16 protein-coding genes and 1 tRNA gene are annotated in these 15,943 nt (G+C 61.1%); 10 read left to right on the forward strand and 7 right to left on the reverse strand.

The annotated features are described in order from the left end of the window. Positions 1–71 precede the first annotated feature (71 nt). Positions 72–1,040 (reverse strand): polyprenyl synthetase family protein, encoded by a 969-nt coding sequence (locus CS390_RS03590; RefSeq protein ID WP_099773502.1) that lies wholly within the window; start codon positions 1,038–1,040, stop codon positions 72–74. Positions 1,041–1,292: 252 nt separating this feature from the next. Between CS390_RS03590 and rplU the strand changes: the two genes are divergently transcribed. From rplU to CS390_RS03615, 5 genes are all read left to right on the forward strand, one after another. Then, a complete protein-coding gene (gene rplU, locus CS390_RS03595) occupies positions 1,293–1,604 on the forward strand; it encodes a 50S ribosomal protein L21 (protein ID WP_065760618.1) in 312 nt (103 codons plus the stop codon). Positions 1,605–1,638: 34 nt separating this feature from the next. Then, positions 1,639–1,896: a 50S ribosomal protein L27 gene (gene rpmA, locus CS390_RS03600; RefSeq protein WP_065760617.1), complete on the forward strand. Its 258-nt coding sequence runs from the start codon at positions 1,639–1,641 to the stop codon at positions 1,894–1,896. A 193-nt stretch (positions 1,897–2,089) separates the two neighbouring features. Further along, positions 2,090–3,313 carry an Obg family GTPase CgtA gene (cgtA, locus tag CS390_RS03605; RefSeq protein ID WP_065760616.1) on the forward strand — a complete coding sequence of 408 codons (1,224 nt, stop codon included), beginning with the start codon at positions 2,090–2,092 and terminating at the stop codon, positions 3,311–3,313. Between the two features lie 182 nt (positions 3,314–3,495). After that, positions 3,496–4,614 carry a glutamate 5-kinase gene (proB, locus tag CS390_RS03610; protein WP_099773503.1) on the forward strand — a complete coding sequence of 373 codons (1,119 nt, stop codon included), beginning with the start codon at positions 3,496–3,498 and terminating at the stop codon, positions 4,612–4,614. An 11-nt stretch (positions 4,615–4,625) separates the two neighbouring features. Then, positions 4,626–5,084 carry a CreA family protein gene (locus tag CS390_RS03615; RefSeq protein ID WP_099773504.1) on the forward strand — a complete coding sequence of 153 codons (459 nt, stop codon included), beginning with the start codon at positions 4,626–4,628 and terminating at the stop codon, positions 5,082–5,084. A 59-nt stretch (positions 5,085–5,143) separates the two neighbouring features. Here CS390_RS03615 and mksF read toward each other — a convergent pair whose 3' ends face one another. The 3 genes from mksF to mksB are packed head-to-tail and all read right to left on the reverse strand — an operon-like array spanning position 5,144 to position 9,946. Beyond that, complete coding sequence (gene mksF / locus CS390_RS03620) at positions 5,144–7,972, reverse strand: Mks condensin complex protein MksF (protein ID WP_099773505.1); 2,829 nt, start codon at positions 7,970–7,972, stop codon at positions 5,144–5,146. Then, positions 7,969–8,679, reverse strand: coding sequence for an Mks condensin complex protein MksE (mksE, locus tag CS390_RS03625; protein WP_065760612.1), 711 nt, complete (start codon positions 8,677–8,679; stop codon positions 7,969–7,971). Before mksE ends, mksF begins: the two co-directional genes overlap by 4 nt. Next, the gene (gene mksB / locus CS390_RS03630; protein ID WP_065760611.1) at positions 8,669–9,946 is read right to left on the reverse strand and encodes an Mks condensin complex protein MksB; all 1,278 of its coding nucleotides are present in this window, start codon (positions 9,944–9,946) and stop codon (positions 8,669–8,671) included. The genes mksE and mksB overlap by 11 nt, the downstream gene beginning before the upstream one ends. Before the next feature lie 176 nt (positions 9,947–10,122). Here mksB and CS390_RS03635 point away from each other — a divergent pair, with 176 nt between their 5' ends. The 3 genes from CS390_RS03635 (at position 10,123) to can (ending at position 12,068) form a co-directional block, all read left to right on the forward strand. After that, positions 10,123–10,908, forward strand: a complete 786-nt coding sequence (locus tag CS390_RS03635; protein WP_099773506.1) for an energy transducer TonB — start codon at positions 10,123–10,125, stop codon at positions 10,906–10,908. Next, positions 10,901–11,353: a ribosomal protein S18-alanine N-acetyltransferase gene (rimI, locus tag CS390_RS03640; RefSeq protein ID WP_099773507.1), complete on the forward strand. Its 453-nt coding sequence runs from the start codon at positions 10,901–10,903 to the stop codon at positions 11,351–11,353. Before CS390_RS03635 ends, rimI begins: the two co-directional genes overlap by 8 nt. Positions 11,354–11,429: 76 nt before the next feature. Continuing rightward, a complete protein-coding gene (gene can / locus CS390_RS03645) occupies positions 11,430–12,068 on the forward strand; it encodes a carbonate dehydratase (RefSeq protein WP_065760608.1) in 639 nt (212 codons plus the stop codon). Between the two features lie 48 nt (positions 12,069–12,116). Here the strand turns inward: can and CS390_RS03650 are convergent, their stop codons facing one another. After that, positions 12,117–13,274 (reverse strand): hypothetical protein, encoded by a 1,158-nt coding sequence (locus tag CS390_RS03650; protein WP_099773508.1) that lies wholly within the window; start codon positions 13,272–13,274, stop codon positions 12,117–12,119. A 122-nt stretch (positions 13,275–13,396) separates the two neighbouring features. On the opposite strand from CS390_RS03650, the gene CS390_RS03655 reads away from it, so the two are divergent. After that, the gene (locus CS390_RS03655) at positions 13,397–13,963 is read left to right on the forward strand and encodes a D-Ala-D-Ala carboxypeptidase family metallohydrolase (RefSeq protein WP_099776527.1); all 567 of its coding nucleotides are present in this window, start codon (positions 13,397–13,399) and stop codon (positions 13,961–13,963) included. Here CS390_RS03655 and CS390_RS03660 read toward each other — a convergent pair. Continuing rightward, positions 13,917–14,795: a LysR substrate-binding domain-containing protein gene (locus CS390_RS03660; protein WP_099773509.1), complete on the reverse strand. Its 879-nt coding sequence runs from the start codon at positions 14,793–14,795 to the stop codon at positions 13,917–13,919. The genes CS390_RS03655 and CS390_RS03660 overlap by 47 nt on opposite strands. A 241-nt stretch (positions 14,796–15,036) precedes the next feature. Here CS390_RS03660 and CS390_RS03665 point away from each other — a divergent pair, with 241 nt between their 5' ends. After that, entirely contained in the window at positions 15,037–15,654 is a 618-nt protein-coding gene (locus CS390_RS03665) for a LysE family translocator (RefSeq protein WP_065760605.1), read from the forward strand. 151 nt (positions 15,655–15,805) lie between these two features. Here CS390_RS03665 and CS390_RS03670 read toward each other — a convergent pair. Further along, positions 15,806–15,882, reverse strand: a tRNA-Met gene (locus CS390_RS03670). Positions 15,883–15,943: the final 61 nt, after the last annotated feature.

Genomic DNA, 15,943 nt, shown 5'->3' on the forward strand with positions numbered 1-15,943 from the left:
AAACCCACATTGTATAAGGTTTTGTTGCTCAGAGGGCAAGCGGGCCCATCCGAAGATGGGCCGGGGAGGGATCAGTGGGTGCGGGCGACGGCGAATTCGCTGAGTTCAACCAGCGCGTCACGGTACTCGCTGGCAGGCAGCACTTCCAGGCAGGCAATGGCGCGAGCGACATAGTCACGGGCCAGTTGCGCAGTGTAGTCCAGTGCGCCGGCAGCCTCGACGGCTGCGCGGATGCTTTCCAGATCTTCGATACCGCCCTTCTGGATGGCCTGACGAACCAGGGCAGCCTGCTCGGCAGTGCCTTCGCGCATGGTGTAGATCAGCGGCAGGGTTGGTTTGCCTTCGGCCAGGTCGTCACCGACGTTCTTGCCAAGGGTTTGCGCATCGCCCTTGTAGTCGAGCAGGTCGTCGACCAGCTGGAATGCTACGCCCAGGTGGTCACCGAAGGTACGCAGGGCTTCACGCTGAGCGTCACTGGCTTCAGCCAGGGCTGCGGCGCTGTGCGTCGAGGCCTCGAACAGCATTGCCGTCTTGCCGCGGATGACATCCATGTAGACGTCTTCGGTCGTGCTGGCGTCGCGGATCTTGGACAGCTGCAGTACTTCGCCTTCGGCGATCACGCGGGTCGCCTTGGAGAGAATCTGCATGACCGGCATCGACCCCAGCTCGACCATCATTTCGAACGAGCGCGAGTAGAGGAAGTCGCCGACCAGTACGCTGGGCGCGTTGCCCCACAGGGCGTTGGCGGTGGAGCGGCCACGGCGCATGCCGGACATGTCGACGACATCGTCATGCAGCAGGGTCGCGGTGTGCAGGAACTCGATGGTGGCAGCGAGCAGGCGCAGTTGGTCGCCATCGCGGCCCAGTGCCTTGCCGCACAGCAGCACCAGCAGCGGGCGCAGGCGCTTGCCGCCAGCCGACGTGATGTAGTCACCGATTTTCGAGACCAGCGGCACACGTGAAGTCAGCTGCTTCTTGATAATCTCGTCAACGGCGCTGAAGTCGTCCGCTACCGCACGGTAGAAAGCTTGGGGTTGCATCGGCCACAGGTGCTCCATAAAGGTTGCGCGGCATGCTAGGTTGCAGGTCCCGACCTGTCAAGGCGCGGTGCCGGTGGGCCGGGGGCGGTACTTGCAAGCGCCGCGGGGCTTGCGTACAATCGCGCACCCTGAACTTCCTGGGCAGCACCTGCCTTACGCAATTGCACAGGGCCGTTCCAGCCTTATGCAGCCATGCCAGCCAATACTCTTACCTATAAAGAGCTGGGTGAGCAGGATTATCGGAGAAATACCATGTACGCAGTAATTGTTACCGGCGGTAAGCAGTACAAAGTCGCCGAAGGTGAATACCTGAAGATCGAAAAACTGGAAGTCGCTACCGGCGAATCCGTAACCTTCGATCGCGTTCTGTTGGTCGCCAATGGCGATGACGTAAACATCGGCGCACCTGTCGTCGCTGGCGCTAAAGTAGTCGCTGAAGTGATCTCCCAAGGTCGTCACGACAAAGTGCGCATCATCAAGTTCCGTCGTCGTAAGCACCACATGAAGCGTATGGGCCACCGCCAGTGGTTCACCGAGATCAAAATCACCGGTATTCAGGCTTAATTCAGCCTAATCCCCTTATTGGAGAGTTGAACTCATGGCACACAAAAAAGCTGGTGGTAGTACCCGTAACGGTCGCGACTCAGAAGCCAAACGCCTTGGCGTGAAGATGTATGGCGGCCAGGTCATCAAGGCCGGCAACATCATCGTTCGCCAGCGCGGCACCCAATTCCACGCTGGTTACGGCGTTGGCATGGGCAAAGATCACACCCTGTTCGCTAAAATCGAAGGCGTGATCAAGTTCGAGAAAAAAGGCGAGTTCGGTCGTCGTTACGTAAGCGTTGTCGCTGCCTAATAGCGATGTCGCTGGAAAAGCCCTGTCTCGCGACGGGGCTTTTTCGTTTGTGGGGTGAGTCTCTTGCAAAACTGTTTGTATGGGCTGCCGGCGCTGGATTCTACGGTCGTTGACGGGGCCGCCGCGCTCATTTTTGCAAGAGCCTTATGTCTTTGTGTCATTCAACTCGTCGAGACGACGAGAGGCGGTTTTTATGAAGTTTGTTGATGAAGTGTCGATCCGGGTCAAAGCCGGTGACGGTGGCAATGGTTGCATGAGCTTTCGCCGTGAGAAGTTCATCGAGAACGGCGGTCCCAACGGCGGTGACGGTGGTGACGGCGGCTCGGTGTTCATGGTTGCCGACGAGAACCTCAATACCTTGGTCGACTATCGCTATACCCGCCATTTCGAGGCCCAGCGCGGCTCCAATGGCGGCAGCACCGACTGCACCGGCAAGAAGGGCGACGACCTGATCCTGCGTGTACCGGTCGGTACTACCGTGATTGACGCCAGCACCCAGGAAGTCATCGGCGACCTGGTCAAGCCAGGGCAGAAGCTGATGGTGGTCCAGGGCGGCTGGCACGGCCTGGGCAACACGCGCTTCAAGTCCAGTACCAACCGTGCCCCGCGTCAGACCACGCCGGGCAAGCCGGGCGAGCAGCGTGACCTGAAGCTGGAAATGAAAGTGCTGGCCGACGTCGGCCTGCTGGGCCTGCCTAACGCAGGCAAGAGTACGTTCATTCGCTCGGTATCGGCTGCCAAGCCGAAGGTCGCCGATTACCCGTTCACCACCCTGGTGCCGAACTTGGGCGTGGTCAGTGTCGACCGCTGGAAGAGCTTCGTCATTGCCGACATTCCCGGCCTGATTGAAGGCGCTTCCGAGGGTGCTGGCCTTGGTATCCGCTTCCTCAAGCACTTGGCGCGTACTCGCCTCCTGCTGCACCTCGTCGACCTGGCGCCGCTGGACGAGAGCAACAGTGCCGATGCTGCCGAGGTCATTGTCAACGAGCTGACCCGCTTCAGCCCGTCGCTGGCTGAGCGTGATCGCTGGCTGGTGCTGAACAAGACCGACATGCTGATGGACGATGAGCGCGACGAGCGCGTCAAGGAAGTGGTTGAGCGTCTGCAGTGGGAAGGCCCGGTGTACGTGATCTCGGCAATCTCCAAGCAGGGCACCGAGCAGCTTAGCCGCGACATCATGCGCTATCTGGAAGACCGTGCTGATCGCCTGGCCAATGACCCGGCGTATGCCGAAGAGCTGGCGGATCTCGATCAGCGTATTGAAGACGAGGCCCGTGCCCAGCTTCAGGCGCTGGACGACGCACGTGCCCTGCGCCGTAGCGGCGTGAAGAGCGTGCATGACATCGGTGACGATGACGACGACGATTGGGATGAAGAGGACGAAGACGGTCCAGAAATCATTTACGTGCGCGACTGATCCGTTGCAGTACACTAAACGCCGCTTTTTTAAGCGGCGTTTTGCTGTCTGTAGGTGCAGGCTTTGCCCGTGATTGCATCAGCGTGGTACCTGTTAGGCTGCATCGCCGGCAAGGCCGGCTCCTACAAGGCGTAGCAAGCGCTGTTTTTTAGAATCCACAGATCGGCATAGGTTGGAAGAAGATGCGGAGCAAGGTGACGGGTGCCCAGCGCTGGGTCGTGAAAATCGGCAGTGCCCTGCTGACGGCAGATGGCAAAGGCCTGGATCGCGCGGCCATGGGTGTCTGGGTCGAGCAGATGGTGGCGTTGCATGAAGCGGGTGTCGAGTTGGTGCTGGTGTCGTCCGGGGCGGTAGCCGCCGGTATGAGCCGCCTGGGCTGGACCAAGCGACCGAGTGCCATGAACGAGCTGCAAGCAGCCGCTGCCATCGGCCAGATGGGCCTGGTGCAGGCGTGGGAGTCGAGCTTCGCTGAACACGGCCGGCACACTGCGCAGATCCTTCTGACCCATGATGACCTGTCTGACCGCAAGCGTTACCTGAACGCTCGCAGCACCCTGCGCACGCTGGTAGAGCTGGGGGTTGTACCGGTCATCAACGAAAACGATACGGTGGTCACCGACGAGATCCGTTTCGGTGATAACGACACCCTGGCGGCGCTGGTGGCGAATCTGGTCGAGGCTGACCTGCTGGTGATCCTCACCGACCGCGATGGCATGTTCAATGCCGACCCGCGCACCAACCCCGATGCCGAGTTGATCTACGAAGCCCGTGCCGATGATCCGAGCCTGGATGCCGTGGCGGGTGGTACGGGTGGTGCGCTGGGCCGTGGCGGTATGCAGACCAAGCTGCGCGCTGCGCGTCTGGCGGCCCGCTCCGGGGCGCACACGATCATCGTCGGCGGGCGTCTGGAGCGCGTGCTGGACCGTCTCAAGGCGGGTGAGCGCCTGGGTACCCTGCTGTCGCCTGAGCGTGGCATGCTGGCGGCACGCAAGCAGTGGCTGGCCGGTCACCTGCAAACCCGTGGTTCGTTGACCCTTGATGCCGGTGCCGTCCAGGCGCTGCGCGAAGGGAACAAGAGCCTGTTGCCGGTTGGCGTCAAAGGTGTGCAAGGCAGCTTCCGCCGTGGCGAGATGGTGGTCTGCGTCGGTCCGGACGGCCAGGAGATCGCCCGAGGCCTGGCTAACTACAGTGCGCTGGAAGCGCAGAAAATCATCGGCCAGTCCTCCGAGGCCATTGAAAGCCTGCTGGGTTACAGCGCTGAGCCGGAGCTGGTCCATCGCGACAATCTGATTCTGGTATGAGGGAGAACCGTGTGCGTTTGATCAAAGGATTGCTGGGGGCTTTGCTGGCCCTGCCATTGTTGGCCTCGGCCGAGGAAATCGGCCAGGTGTCGACGGTGTTCAAATTTGTCGGGCCGAATGACCGCATCGTGGTCGAAGCGTTCGACGACCCGAAGGTGGAAGGGGTGACCTGCTACTTGTCGCGCGCCAAGACCGGTGGCCTGAAAGGCGGGCTGGGTTTGGCTGAAGACCGTGCCGAGGCGTCCATTGCCTGCCGTCAGGTCGGGCCGATTCGCTTCAAGGAAGAGCTCAAGGATGGTGAGGAGGTGTTCAAGGAGCGCACCTCCTTGGTGTTCAAGACCATGCAGGTCGTGCGCTTCCTGGACAAGAAGCGCAACACCCTGGTGTACCTGGTCTACAGTGACCGGATTATCGAAGGCAGCCCGCAGAATGCGGTGACTGCAATTCCGATCTTGCCGTGGGCTCAGTAATACGGCGTTGAATTCATCGCAGGCAAGCCGTGTTTCCACGGATGCCTGCGATGGCGCCACTACGCTGAAACCGCGTCCTCTTCGTGTGCTACCGCCTTGACCTCTTCGTGGCGGCTGATGAATTTCCAGTCCGCTTCATCGATGTAGATCCCGTTCGGCCCGCTGCCACCTTCCAGGTCAATGGCCACCTTGGCTGAGACTTGCGGCTTGACGCTGGCCAGAATCGGCACAAAGCCCAGTTGCAGGCTGGTCTCCAGCAGCGCCGCCTGATTGCGCTCGTCGATGTCGGCGGCCTCGTCCAGGTAGTACGGCAGGCGTACGCGACCCGCCAGGTCACGGTCCATCAAGTGCAGCAACAAGTACATGTTGGTCAGTGCCTTGATGGTCATGGTGGTGCCGTTGGAGGCGGCGCCGTCGATGTCGGTATGGATCACTGGCTGACCACCGACCTTGGTAATCTCGAACGCCAGCTCGAACAGGTCCTTGAGGCCCAACTGGTTGTGGTTGGCGGCCACCAGGCGTGCCAGGTACTCCTTGGCTTCCTCGTTCTTGTTGTCCTGCTCGGCACTCTGGCTCAGGTCAAACACCGACAGCGTTTCGCCTTCCTCATACTGACCGGCGCTGTGGATAATCTGATCGATGTGCTTGAGCGCTTCCTTGTTCGGTGCCAGAACAATGCGGAAGCTCTGCAGGTTCGATACCTGGCGCTTGTTGATCTCGCGGTTGAACAACGCCAGCTGGTGTTCAAGGCTGTCGTAGTCGCTGCGGATGTTGCGCAGGGTTCGGGCGATGTCGGTGACCGCGGCGCGGCGCGCCTTGCCCAGGGTCAGGGCTTCGTCCTGGCGGTGGGCGTAGGCGTTGATCAGCAGTTGCAGGCGGCGTTCCATGTCGTCTTCGCTGTCGAACTTGGCCACGCCCTTGAGGCGTACCTGGGCGTACAGCGCTTCGATCTGGCCATCGCAGCGCAGCAAGCCCTGCCAGCTGTCCTGGTAGTCGTTGAGCAGCGGCAGCAGGTTGTCCATCGAGTCGTCCACCGGCTCCATGAACGGGGTGCCGAACGGCAGGTCTGCCGGCAGCAGTTGGCGGCGCCGCAGGGCATCGTCAAGGGTGCGTTGCTTGGCTTCCATGTCGGCGATCTGCCGGCCGACCAGTTGCAGCTTGGCCGACAACTGCTGGACGCGTTCGGTGAAGGCGTCACTGGAGCGCTTGAGTTCGTCTTGAGCCGCCTCCAGTTGCGCGAGCTGCTCGAGTTTTTCGCCTTCTTCGGCGCTCAGTGTCTGCGCGCGGCGGTAGTCTTCCAGCGCTTTTTGAGCGTCCAGTACCTGTTGGTACAGGGCTTCGGTCTGGGTCTTGCTGGCAGCGCGGTCGGCAGCGACGGCCTGTTGCGTCTTGAGCTGTTTGAGCTCTTTTTCCAGACGCTCTTTCTGGTCGCGCAGGGCCGCGCGGTCGGCCAGTGCCTGCAGCGCAGGGGGTTCAATGTGCGACAGGTCGATAGACAGGCCCGGCACTTCAAAGCGCTCGCCCTTGAAGCGTTCAAGTACCGCTTCCAGGGATTTGACCCACAGTTCGCTGTCGTCCAGTTCGATGCCACGTTCGCCCAGGGGCAGGCTGAACAGGGCGCCGTTGAACAGACGCATCAGGCGCTCGACGTCCTGTTGAGAGAACTCTTCGCGCAGGCGGGCATAGCTGTTGTTGTCGGCGTGGTCGAGTTGCTGCTTGACCGACTTCAGTCGTTTTTCCAGGTCGCGCAGGCGTTCTTCAAGGTCTTCGGCACTGAACTGCCGTGACTGGGCGAGGGCGCCGGCCAGTTCATCGTGGGCGTCCTTGGCTGCCAACAGTTGCTGTTCCAGGACTTTGACGTCATCGATCAGGGCAAAGCGGTGCTTGAGCACTGACAACTCGCCCAGCCAGCGCTGGATGCCGGTGATTTCGCGCTCCAGACGCATCAGTTCCTGGGTACCACCGCGTTGATTGTTCTGCAGGGCGTCCTGCTCGTTGCGGTAGTGTTCAGACTGGATGACCAGTTCTTCCTTGCGGGCCATCGCGTAGTCCTGCCAGGTACCCAGCAGCGAGTCGAGCAGGGGAGACAGACGGTGCAGTTTGCCGCGCAGAATGTCACGCTGGGTTACGCCGTTGGCCAAGGCCTCGACCAGTGGGCCGGCTGAGACCAGGGCGTTGTAGTCCTGCTCCATGCGGCGTACGTCGCGGAAGGCTTCTTCACAGGCCGCGATATAGTCGACGCTGCCCGAGCGCAGGCTGTGCTCGAAGGCATCGAGGAACAGTTGCTTGAGTTTGGCCGCAGTGATTTCGCGCATGTGCAGCAGGTTGATGAACAGTGCGCGGAAGGTCTTCAGGCTCTGTTCACTGGTGGAGCGCAAGGGAATCAGGGTCAGGTCCAGCGGCACCGACGTGTGCCCGCCGACCAGCAGTCGACGCAGCTCGTCAGGCTTGAGTTCGTAAGCCTTCAGGCCATTGCGCTCGAGGTTGCTGAACAGCTCTTTCTGGCGCAGGCAGGTGTCGTTCTTCTGGTAGTGAGCCAGGTCCAGCTCGCCGGCATAGGCGAAGAACTGGTGACCGAAACCGCCGCCCGGGCCGCGTCCGACCACGCCGATCACGTGCGGGCCGTGGGGCAGTGAGACTTCACAGAGGATGTAGCTGGTGTCGCTGGCGAAGTAGAAGCGCCGCGACTGCTCCAGGCTGTACTTGCCGAAGCTCATGTCCGACATGCGTGCCAGGATCGGGAACTGCAGGGCGTTGATCGACGCACTCTTGCCCAGGTTGTTGGCGCCGTAGACCGACAGCGGGTGCTCCAGCGGGAACAGACCGAGGCTGTAGCCGGCAGTGTTGAGCAGTGCAAAGCGGCGGATGCCGTAGCGTTCCTGGCTCATGCATCAATCTCCTGTTGCTCTTCGGCGATGGCACGGGCCAGGGCCTCTTCTTCGGTTTCGTCCAGGTCGTCGAACGGGCCCAGATCAAGCGGGTCGTCAGTCTTGAGCAGTTTCTCGTCGCTGTCTTCGTCGACCAGTACGGGCGTTGGCAGTGGCAACGCGCTGTGCAGGCTGGCGGCCAGGTCGCGGTCCTGCTGGACCGACAGGCACACGTCGAGGAAGCGGTGCATCGGCGGCAGGAAGCGGTAGATACCATTCTCTTCGCTGGCAAACCCGAGTTGGGTCATGCGCCGCATGATCTTTTCTTCCAGTTCCTCTGGTGTCTGGACTTCAGCCTGGATGAACAGGTCGCGGTACTTCTCCAGCAGCGACGGCAGCTCATCACGGCCCAGGCTGCCGCCATCCAGCACGGCGATCGGGTCTCGCCCCTGGTCGGCCAGGTGTTCTACCAGAATGAAGGTGAACAGCGAGAGGCGTTGGGCGGTCTTGTTTACTTGCGCGGCGGCTTGCTCGGGGACGAAGTAGTAGAAACCACGGGTATCGCAGACCAGCTCGAAGCCCAAGGCCCTGAACAGGCCGCGGTACTGGTCCTGAAAGTTCGACAATTGAGCGTAAAGCTCCGGGTCGCGGCGGCTGATGTGGAAGCCTTTGAACAGCTCGCGGAAGATCGGCGCGAGCTGGGACAGTTCGGAAAGATCAAGATGCATGTGAGGTGCTCGCAGTAGGCTCCAGCGGCGTTTCGCGGCTGGACGTCAGGGCGAATGAGCGCAGGCTGACCTGGTGCTCGCGGGTGTGGTAGTCACGGCGCTCAAGGCGTTCGCGGGTAAAGCGCTTTTCCCGCGACAGGCGCGAGAACCAGTACAGCAATTCGTCGGTGGCGCCTTCGGGCTCCTGCTCCAGCAGCCAGGTCATCAGGTCTGGCATTGGCAGTGCGTCGGTACAGCGTTCGAGCATTTCCTTGACCGTGCGCGGTGCGCGCGGCGGTTCGCCCTTCTGGTTCTTGTGCGCCTTGGGGAACTGCGCCGGCTTGGGCTCGAAGCGGGCCAAGGCATAGACATAGGCTTCCACCTGGCTGGCGCTGCCGAGGAAAGTGCTCTGCGGCCGGGTGAACAGGGGCATTGCCGCGTGTGGCACGGCGTCCAGGCCTTTGCGGCGGATCACCGACAGGGCCAGTGCCGCGCCTCGGGTCACGGCGTTGTGTCGGCGCGCTTCTTCACGCAGGGGCAGCAGCAGTTCGCGGGCATGACGCAGGGTCAGTTGCGCGCTGGTCTGCATTTCCAGGATGCGGGCATGGGTGCGCAGCAGCATGTCGTCGTCGACCAGTTGGCCCAGGCGTGCCTGTTCGCCAAGCAGGCGCAACAGCACGGTCTCGACCTTGCGTACACCCTGCTCGAAGGCGCCGTCGGCGTTGACCAGTTGGATCATCGGCTCGACGTACTCGTCCCAGGTCGCGAGAACTTCAGCGTAACGCTGGCGCAGGGGAATCTGCCGGTCGCTGGTCTTGGCGCGTTCGGCCACGGCCACCAGTGCCTGTTCGTCGTTGTCGAGCTTTTTCAGAACGTCACGCACCCGCATGTCGAGCAGGCGCAGTTGGCGTGCGAGGTCATTGCCGTCGCGAATGTCGAAGGCGTCCTGGATGTGCCCGGCCAGACGCTCGAGGTGGCGCAGGTAGGCTTCGATTTCCAGGCACAGGCCAAGGCGGTGCTCGCGGCGCAGGTAGGCGAGGAAATCGTGGATCTGGGCATTCAGTTCAAAACGGTTCGGGCTTTTGGCCACGGGCACCAGAATATCCAGGCGAATCCACACATCGAGCAGGTTGGTGATGTCTTGCGGCGTGCTTTCCAGCTGCTGGGTCGCCAGTTGCAGGCGCAGTTCTGCCAGGCTCAGGGTGCCCTGGTCGAAGCGCTCGCACAACGGCTCGAGCAAGGCCCAGTGTTCGGCTAGGGCGCGCAGGACGCGTTTGGGTTCGATCATTGGCGGGTCGACTCGCTGCCAAATAAAAGCGCCGATTGTACTGCATCATGCGGTTGTCGATTCACCCCTTGATCGCTTGTGGGTATTCTCGGGCGGATTTCTGCCGATCAACTGCGGCGCCGGGCAGCGAAGGGCGGTAGAATGTGGGCCCTGACTTATCCACAGATGGCCGACCTTTGCTCACCGAGTCCCGCCGCCGCGCTTACCTCAATGCCATGCAAGTAGTGCCTTGGCTGCCGCGTGCCGAACTGCCGTTCGCTGCGCCGTCGCGCCCTGAACTCTTGCTGCCGTTGGAGCCGCTGGTGGAGGAGGTTGCACATTCGCCCGTGCAACAGACCGCCCCCGTCGTTGTGCCGGTGAGCAAGCCGGTTGAGCGGCAGAAAATCGAGATCCCGCGCCCCAGCACCACCCCGCGAGCTGCCAGCAAGCCGCTGGAAGAGGCCGAGGAGGCGGTAGCGCCGGTCAAGGCGGCTGTCGTTCCGCCGCCGCGTTTCGCCTTGCAATTGCTACGTGCAGGGCGTTGCCTAGTGTTGGTCGAGTTGGCCACTGGCGAACCGTTCCAGAGTCGCGATCCGTCCTACTTGCTGCTCAAGGACATGTTGCGTGCCGCAGGCTTGCCAGACAGCCCGCAGATCATCGGTGAGCCCGTGCGCTGGCCACTGTTGGTGCGTGGCAACCTTGACCAGGGGCCGGAGGCGGCCCGTGACTTCGTGCAGGGCTTTATCCAGGCCCGCCTGGAAGACGCTCCGTGCGCCTGCCTGTGGCTGGTTGGTCTGCCTGCCGTGCGCTTTGCCGGGGAGGCCGACGAGCAGGCCTTTTACCGTGAATTACCGGTCGAGGGCCTGGGGCATGCCTGGGCCTTGCCGGGCCTTGAAGTGTTGATGGACGAGCCGCAACGCAAGGCGGACGTCTGGAAAGCCATGCGTCGGCTGATGGCGCGCTGGAAACCAAGCGATGAGTGACACAATCAGTTTTCGTCGGATGACCGAGGCGGACCTAGATGCCGTACTGAAGATCGAATATGCCGCCTTCAGCCACCCCTGGACCCGAGGGATTTTCCTCGACGGGCTAAAATCCTATGAAATCTGGTTGATGTTCGAGGGTGGGCAACAGGTTGGGCACGGGGTGATCAACGTGATCATCGATGAGGCGCACCTGCTCAACATCACCGTCAAGCCGGAGAGTCAGGGGCGCGGCCTGGGCCTGCGCTTGCTCGAACACCTGATGAAACGTGCCTACGAGCTCAACGGTCGGGAGTGTTTCCTCGAGGTGCGCGCCAGCAACCAGTCTGCCTACCGGTTGTACGAGCGCTACGGCTTCAACGAAGTGGGTCGGCGTCGAGATTATTACCCCATTGCTGGTGGTCGCGAGGATGCGCTGGTGATGGCCTGCACGTTGATCGACTGAAGGCAGTTCCATGCTGCGCGTGACCTGTTCGGCGTGGCGCCTGTCAGAGACTGCGGATCATCTATGAGGCTTGAACATGCACGACCTACAAGAACTGATTGATAACAACGCCCGCTGGGCTGATGCAATCAAACAGGAAGATCCGGAGTTTTTCGCCAAGCTGGCACGCCAGCAAACGCCTGAATTCCTGTGGATCGGCTGCTCTGATGCGCGGGTGCCGGCCAACGAAATCGTCGGCATGCTGCCGGGCGATCTGTTTGTTCACCGTAATGTCGCCAACGTGGTGCTGCACACCGACCTGAACTGCCTGTCGGTGATCCAGTACGCAGTAGACGTACTCAAGGTCAAACACATTCTGGTCACCGGCCACTATGGTTGTGGCGGTGTGCGGGCCTCGATGCAGGATCGCCAGTTGGGCCTGATCGACGGCTGGCTGCGTTCGATCCGTGACCTTTACTACGAGAACCGCGTGGCGCTTTCGCAGTTGGCCACCGAGGAAGAGCAGGTCGACCGCCTGTGTGAGCTGAACGTGATTCAGCAGGTGGCTAACGTTGCTCATACCAGCATCGTTCAAAACGCCTGGCATCGTGGGCAGAGCCTGTCGGTGCATGGCTGCATCTACGGCATCAAGGATGGCCGCTGGAAGAGCCTCAACACCACCATCAGCGGCTTTGAGCAGTTGCCGCCGCAGTATCGCCTGCGCCCACAGGACTGAGCCCTGTAGCCTCATTGTCGGCGTTGGCCGGCAATGAGGCTTGAGCGATCAGATCTCTTCCAGAGGCTGTTGCAGCGTTTGCAAGCTGCGCCTTACCGCATCGGTGTTGCATTTGGCTGCGGCCTGCTCCGGGGTCATTTCCCGAATTGAACGGTAGAACAGCTCACAGGTCTGCGTCTTCGCGGTGACCTGCCATTTTTGCGTGCAGGCATTCAGCGTGGCCTCGGCATCGGCCTTGGGGTTGCTGCCCATGCCGGCCTGCCAGCAGGCGGCGCTGAGGTCCTGGCCCATCATCTTCAAACCCGCCGCGTCTGCCTGGTCCTGATCGCCGGCGTGGTTGGCTTTGTCTGCGGTGTACCAAATGGCGCTGGGGTGGTTTGAGCCCAGTACCGGCACGCGTTGCCCGGTCGTCGGGCTGATGTTCACCAGCCCCAGTACGTTCACGCGTTGGCCATAGGTTTGCTCCACCCAGGTACGTACCGGTGAACCAAATGCCACCATCGGCAGTGAGTCCCCCCTGGCGTTGCGGGTAACCGCCTTGACCATGCTCGTCTGGTAGTCGTTGAAGTACCCGTAGACACCCTCGAGCGCTTTGCCGGCAGAGGCAGGGGCGGCAATCGGGGCAATGTCGACGATGGTCTGGAAGGCCGGCGTGTTATCCACAGGTACACCGTTGACACTCAACAGGTACGCCCAGCGGTCAGTGGTGTTCGAACGCAGGTAATCTTGTGCCTGGGTCAGCGAATAGTCTGGCGGAAAGTGCAGCAGCTCGATGCTGCGGCGATTTTCCAGGGCCATGCCCAGTGGCAGGAACAGCAGCCAGTTGTAGGCCCACTTGCCGTCGCGGTTGAGCTGGCTGGCGCCCTGGTAGGCGAGTTCGCCATTGTCGAGCAGGCGCGTCAGCGGTTCGCCGTAGGTGCTGGGGACGTCTGTAATATCGGCATACAGGGTGCCATTGTCGCGCCCCACCCGGACCGTCGCTTGGGTGTAGCCGTCTCGCGCTACGCTTTGCTTCAGGTAGTGCTCGACGGTCTGTTCCAGCGTCCAGTCCCGGAAGCAGATAGCGCTGCAGTTGTTGGGGTAGGCAAACAACCTGCTGACCCGTTGCTGATCACCCAGGGTGACCCTGGTATCGGCCTGTGGTGTCGTGCTCAGGGCCAAGGCAGACAGCCCCAGCGTCAGGGTAAATAAAGTGGTTTTGCGCATAGTTGACTCCATGCCAGCGGCCTCTCTCCTTTTGCTAGTCAGGCCATACTGTAGGCATTTCTGTGGGCTTGGGAAGTGGAGCGTTTATGCGGGTGATACGGCGCAAGGTGGCGCTGCCAGTGATGGGCCTGTGGCTCGGTACGTTTGGGGCGTATGCCGATGAGCGCGACGTGCGCATGTTCGCCCTCTGGGCTGGCGACCATGAGACGCGAGTGTTCCGTGACATGCTGGTCGAGGCGCGACTCTATGGCAGGGTTCCAATACATGAGTTGCTGCGCTCAGCCAGCGACTGGCGGCTGTGCGCTGCCGAGCCATTCGCGGTACCGCCTGTGGGGCAATGGCCCGCCGTACGCTCGACCCTGCAACTGCTCAAGGCCCTGGATGATCAGCACGTCCTGCGCCGCTACGAGGTCGTCTCGGCGTACCGTAATCCCACGCTCAATGCGTGTGCCGGTGGCGCTGTTGGCAGTGCACACACCCGCGCCTTTGCGGTTGACCTGTTGCTGCCCCGTGGTACTGATCCCGCGTCGTTGTGCCGTTTCTGGCAAACCCAAGGTGCTGCCTGGAACATGGGATTGGGGCGCTACCCTACGGGGCGGATTCACATCGATACGGCCGGCTATCGGACCTGGGGTGGGGATTTCAGCTCAGGTTCATCGTATTGCCAGCGGCTTGCGACTGCGCCGTGATCCAGTCAGCGAAGCGTCGGTATGTAGCGTGCTCGGCAATGGGCTGGGGGCAGAGCAGGTAATACGCTGAGCCGTCCTTGATAAAGCCCTGAGGCGCCTGCAGTTGCCCGGCCGCGATTTCGTCCTGCACCATCAGGAACGAGGCCATTGCCAGGCCCAGGCCAGCCACTGCAGCCTGGATGCACAGGTAGAAATGCTCATAGTCGGCTCGGCTGCAGTCCTGGGCTGACTGCTTGCTCAGGCGTAACCAGGTGTTCCAGGCATTGGGTCGTGAGCCTGTATGCAGCAGCCGTTGCCCTACTAGTCCCTGTGTGGCCAGGGCGTTGTTGCACACCGGGCCTACGTATTCGTCACAGACCTTAACGGCGTCCAGGCCTTTGCTCCATGGGAAGTCATCGCGGCGCAGCGCAAGGTCAATACCGCTGCCGATAAAATCCACCGGGCCGCCGGCCGCCACCAGATGGATGTGGATGTCTGGGTGCGCGGCATGGAAGGCCGGCAGGCGCGGAATCAGCCATTTCATGGCGATAGTCGGCTCGCAGGAGAGCACCAGAACGTTTTCCCGCGCCTGTTGTTGCAGGCGATAGACCGCACCTTCCAATTGCTCGAACAGCGACTGGGTGGTGCCATGCAGGGCGCGTCCGGCGGCCGTGAGGAAAATCGCCCGGTTGCGTCGCTCAAACAACTGCACCCCGAGGGACTCCTCCAGCAAGCGCACCTGCCGGCTGACGGCACCATGGGTGACGTGCAGCAGTTCGGCGGCGCGAACGAAGCTTTCGGTTTGCGCCGCGACGTCGAAATAGCGGAAGGCGGAGAGGGCGGGCAGCTTCATATCTGTGAGGAAAACTAGCGGATTTGTCGCACTATAAATCGCTTTTTAGCCACAACGAAGCTTTCGATAATAAGCACCGTACAGAACAGATGTTCTGCGGAGGGGGGCATGCTTAATGGGTGCGTGGCGCCTGCATCGCGGGCAAGCCCGGCTCCTACAAGGATCCATTGCGATGGCGTCGGTGCTAGCCGCCCGAGCAGAGCGCATCTGTGCATTTTACTAGCTGATCGAGGCGCTTTACGTGAATGAATTGATTGCTGTTGCCCTGTTCACCGTTCTGGCGGTGATCAGCCCCGGTGCAGACTTTGCCATGGTCACGCGTAGTAGCTACGCCTTCGGTCGCAGGGCTGGTCTCATGGCGGCGTTGGGGATTGCCTGCGGAGTGCAGGTGCATGTGTTGTACACCGTGCTGGGAATCGCGTTGATCATCAGCCAATCACCGCTGCTGTTTCTGGCGATGAAGGCGTTGGGTGCGGGCTACTTGATTTATCTGGGTTATAAATCCTTCACCAACACTCAACGCATCGCGCTGGGGGATGATGACGGCGCCAGTCGTCTGGGCGTGTTCGCTGCATTGCGCTCGGGCTTTCTGACCAACGCCCTGAACCCCAAGACCATGCTCTTTGTGGTCAGTGCCTATACCCAAGTGGTACAGCCTGACAGCTCGTTGGCGACTGACTTTGGCTATGGCTTCTTCATGTCCTTCGCCCATTGGGTATGGTTCAGCCTGGTGGCCGTCTTTTTCTCCAGCGATGCTCTGCGGCGCACGATGCTCGATCGTCAGGGGCTGGTGGACAAGGTGATTGGCATGGCTTTGATTGGCCTTGGGGTAGCGGTGGTCTTTGCCAGTGTTCGCTAGTGTGGAGCAAGCGAGCCTTGTTCGGTGCTTGATGTTGGATTGAGACGGTATCGATGGGGTGCCAGCGTGTTATGCGCTGTCGGGGATGAGGTTGGTACTTTTTTGCGGGCAAGAAAAAGGGCTTACCTTGCGGTAAGCCCTTTTTAGTACTTGGTGGCTACACAGGGACTTGAACCCCGGACCCCAGCATTATGAATGCTATGCTCTAACCAACTGAGCTATGTAGCCAAGTGGCGCGCATTATTAGCCTGAAACGGATATCTGTCAACACCTGTTTCTAAAAAAAATT

Origin of the sequence: Pseudomonas sp. HLS-6 (assembly GCF_002753995.1) — a bacterium.
In the GTDB taxonomy this organism is placed as follows: Bacteria; Pseudomonadota; Gammaproteobacteria; order Pseudomonadales; family Pseudomonadaceae; genus Aquipseudomonas; species Aquipseudomonas defluvii.

Coding starts and splice junctions, on each gene's coding strand:
- rplU (WP_065760618.1), top strand. CDS start 1,293: ATGTACGCAGTAATTGTTACCGGCGGTAAGCAGTACAAAGTCGCCGAA.
- can (WP_065760608.1), top strand. CDS start 11,430: ATGCACGACCTACAAGAACTGATTGATAACAACGCCCGCTGGGCTGAT.
- CS390_RS03650 (WP_099773508.1), bottom strand. CDS start 13,274: ATGCGCAAAACCACTTTATTTACCCTGACGCTGGGGCTGTCTGCCTTG.
- proB (WP_099773503.1), top strand. CDS start 3,496: ATGCGGAGCAAGGTGACGGGTGCCCAGCGCTGGGTCGTGAAAATCGGC.
- CS390_RS03660 (WP_099773509.1), bottom strand. CDS start 14,795: ATGAAGCTGCCCGCCCTCTCCGCCTTCCGCTATTTCGACGTCGCGGCG.
- CS390_RS03590 (WP_099773502.1), bottom strand. CDS start 1,040: ATGCAACCCCAAGCTTTCTACCGTGCGGTAGCGGACGACTTCAGCGCC.
- rimI (WP_099773507.1), top strand. CDS start 10,901: ATGAGTGACACAATCAGTTTTCGTCGGATGACCGAGGCGGACCTAGAT.
- mksE (WP_065760612.1), bottom strand. CDS start 8,679: ATGCATCTTGATCTTTCCGAACTGTCCCAGCTCGCGCCGATCTTCCGC.
- mksF (WP_099773505.1), bottom strand. CDS start 7,972: ATGAGCCAGGAACGCTACGGCATCCGCCGCTTTGCACTGCTCAACACT.
- cgtA (WP_065760616.1), top strand. CDS start 2,090: ATGAAGTTTGTTGATGAAGTGTCGATCCGGGTCAAAGCCGGTGACGGT.
- rpmA (WP_065760617.1), top strand. CDS start 1,639: ATGGCACACAAAAAAGCTGGTGGTAGTACCCGTAACGGTCGCGACTCA.
- CS390_RS03655 (WP_099776527.1), top strand. CDS start 13,397: ATGGGCCTGTGGCTCGGTACGTTTGGGGCGTATGCCGATGAGCGCGAC.
- mksB (WP_065760611.1), bottom strand. CDS start 9,946: ATGATCGAACCCAAACGCGTCCTGCGCGCCCTAGCCGAACACTGGGCC.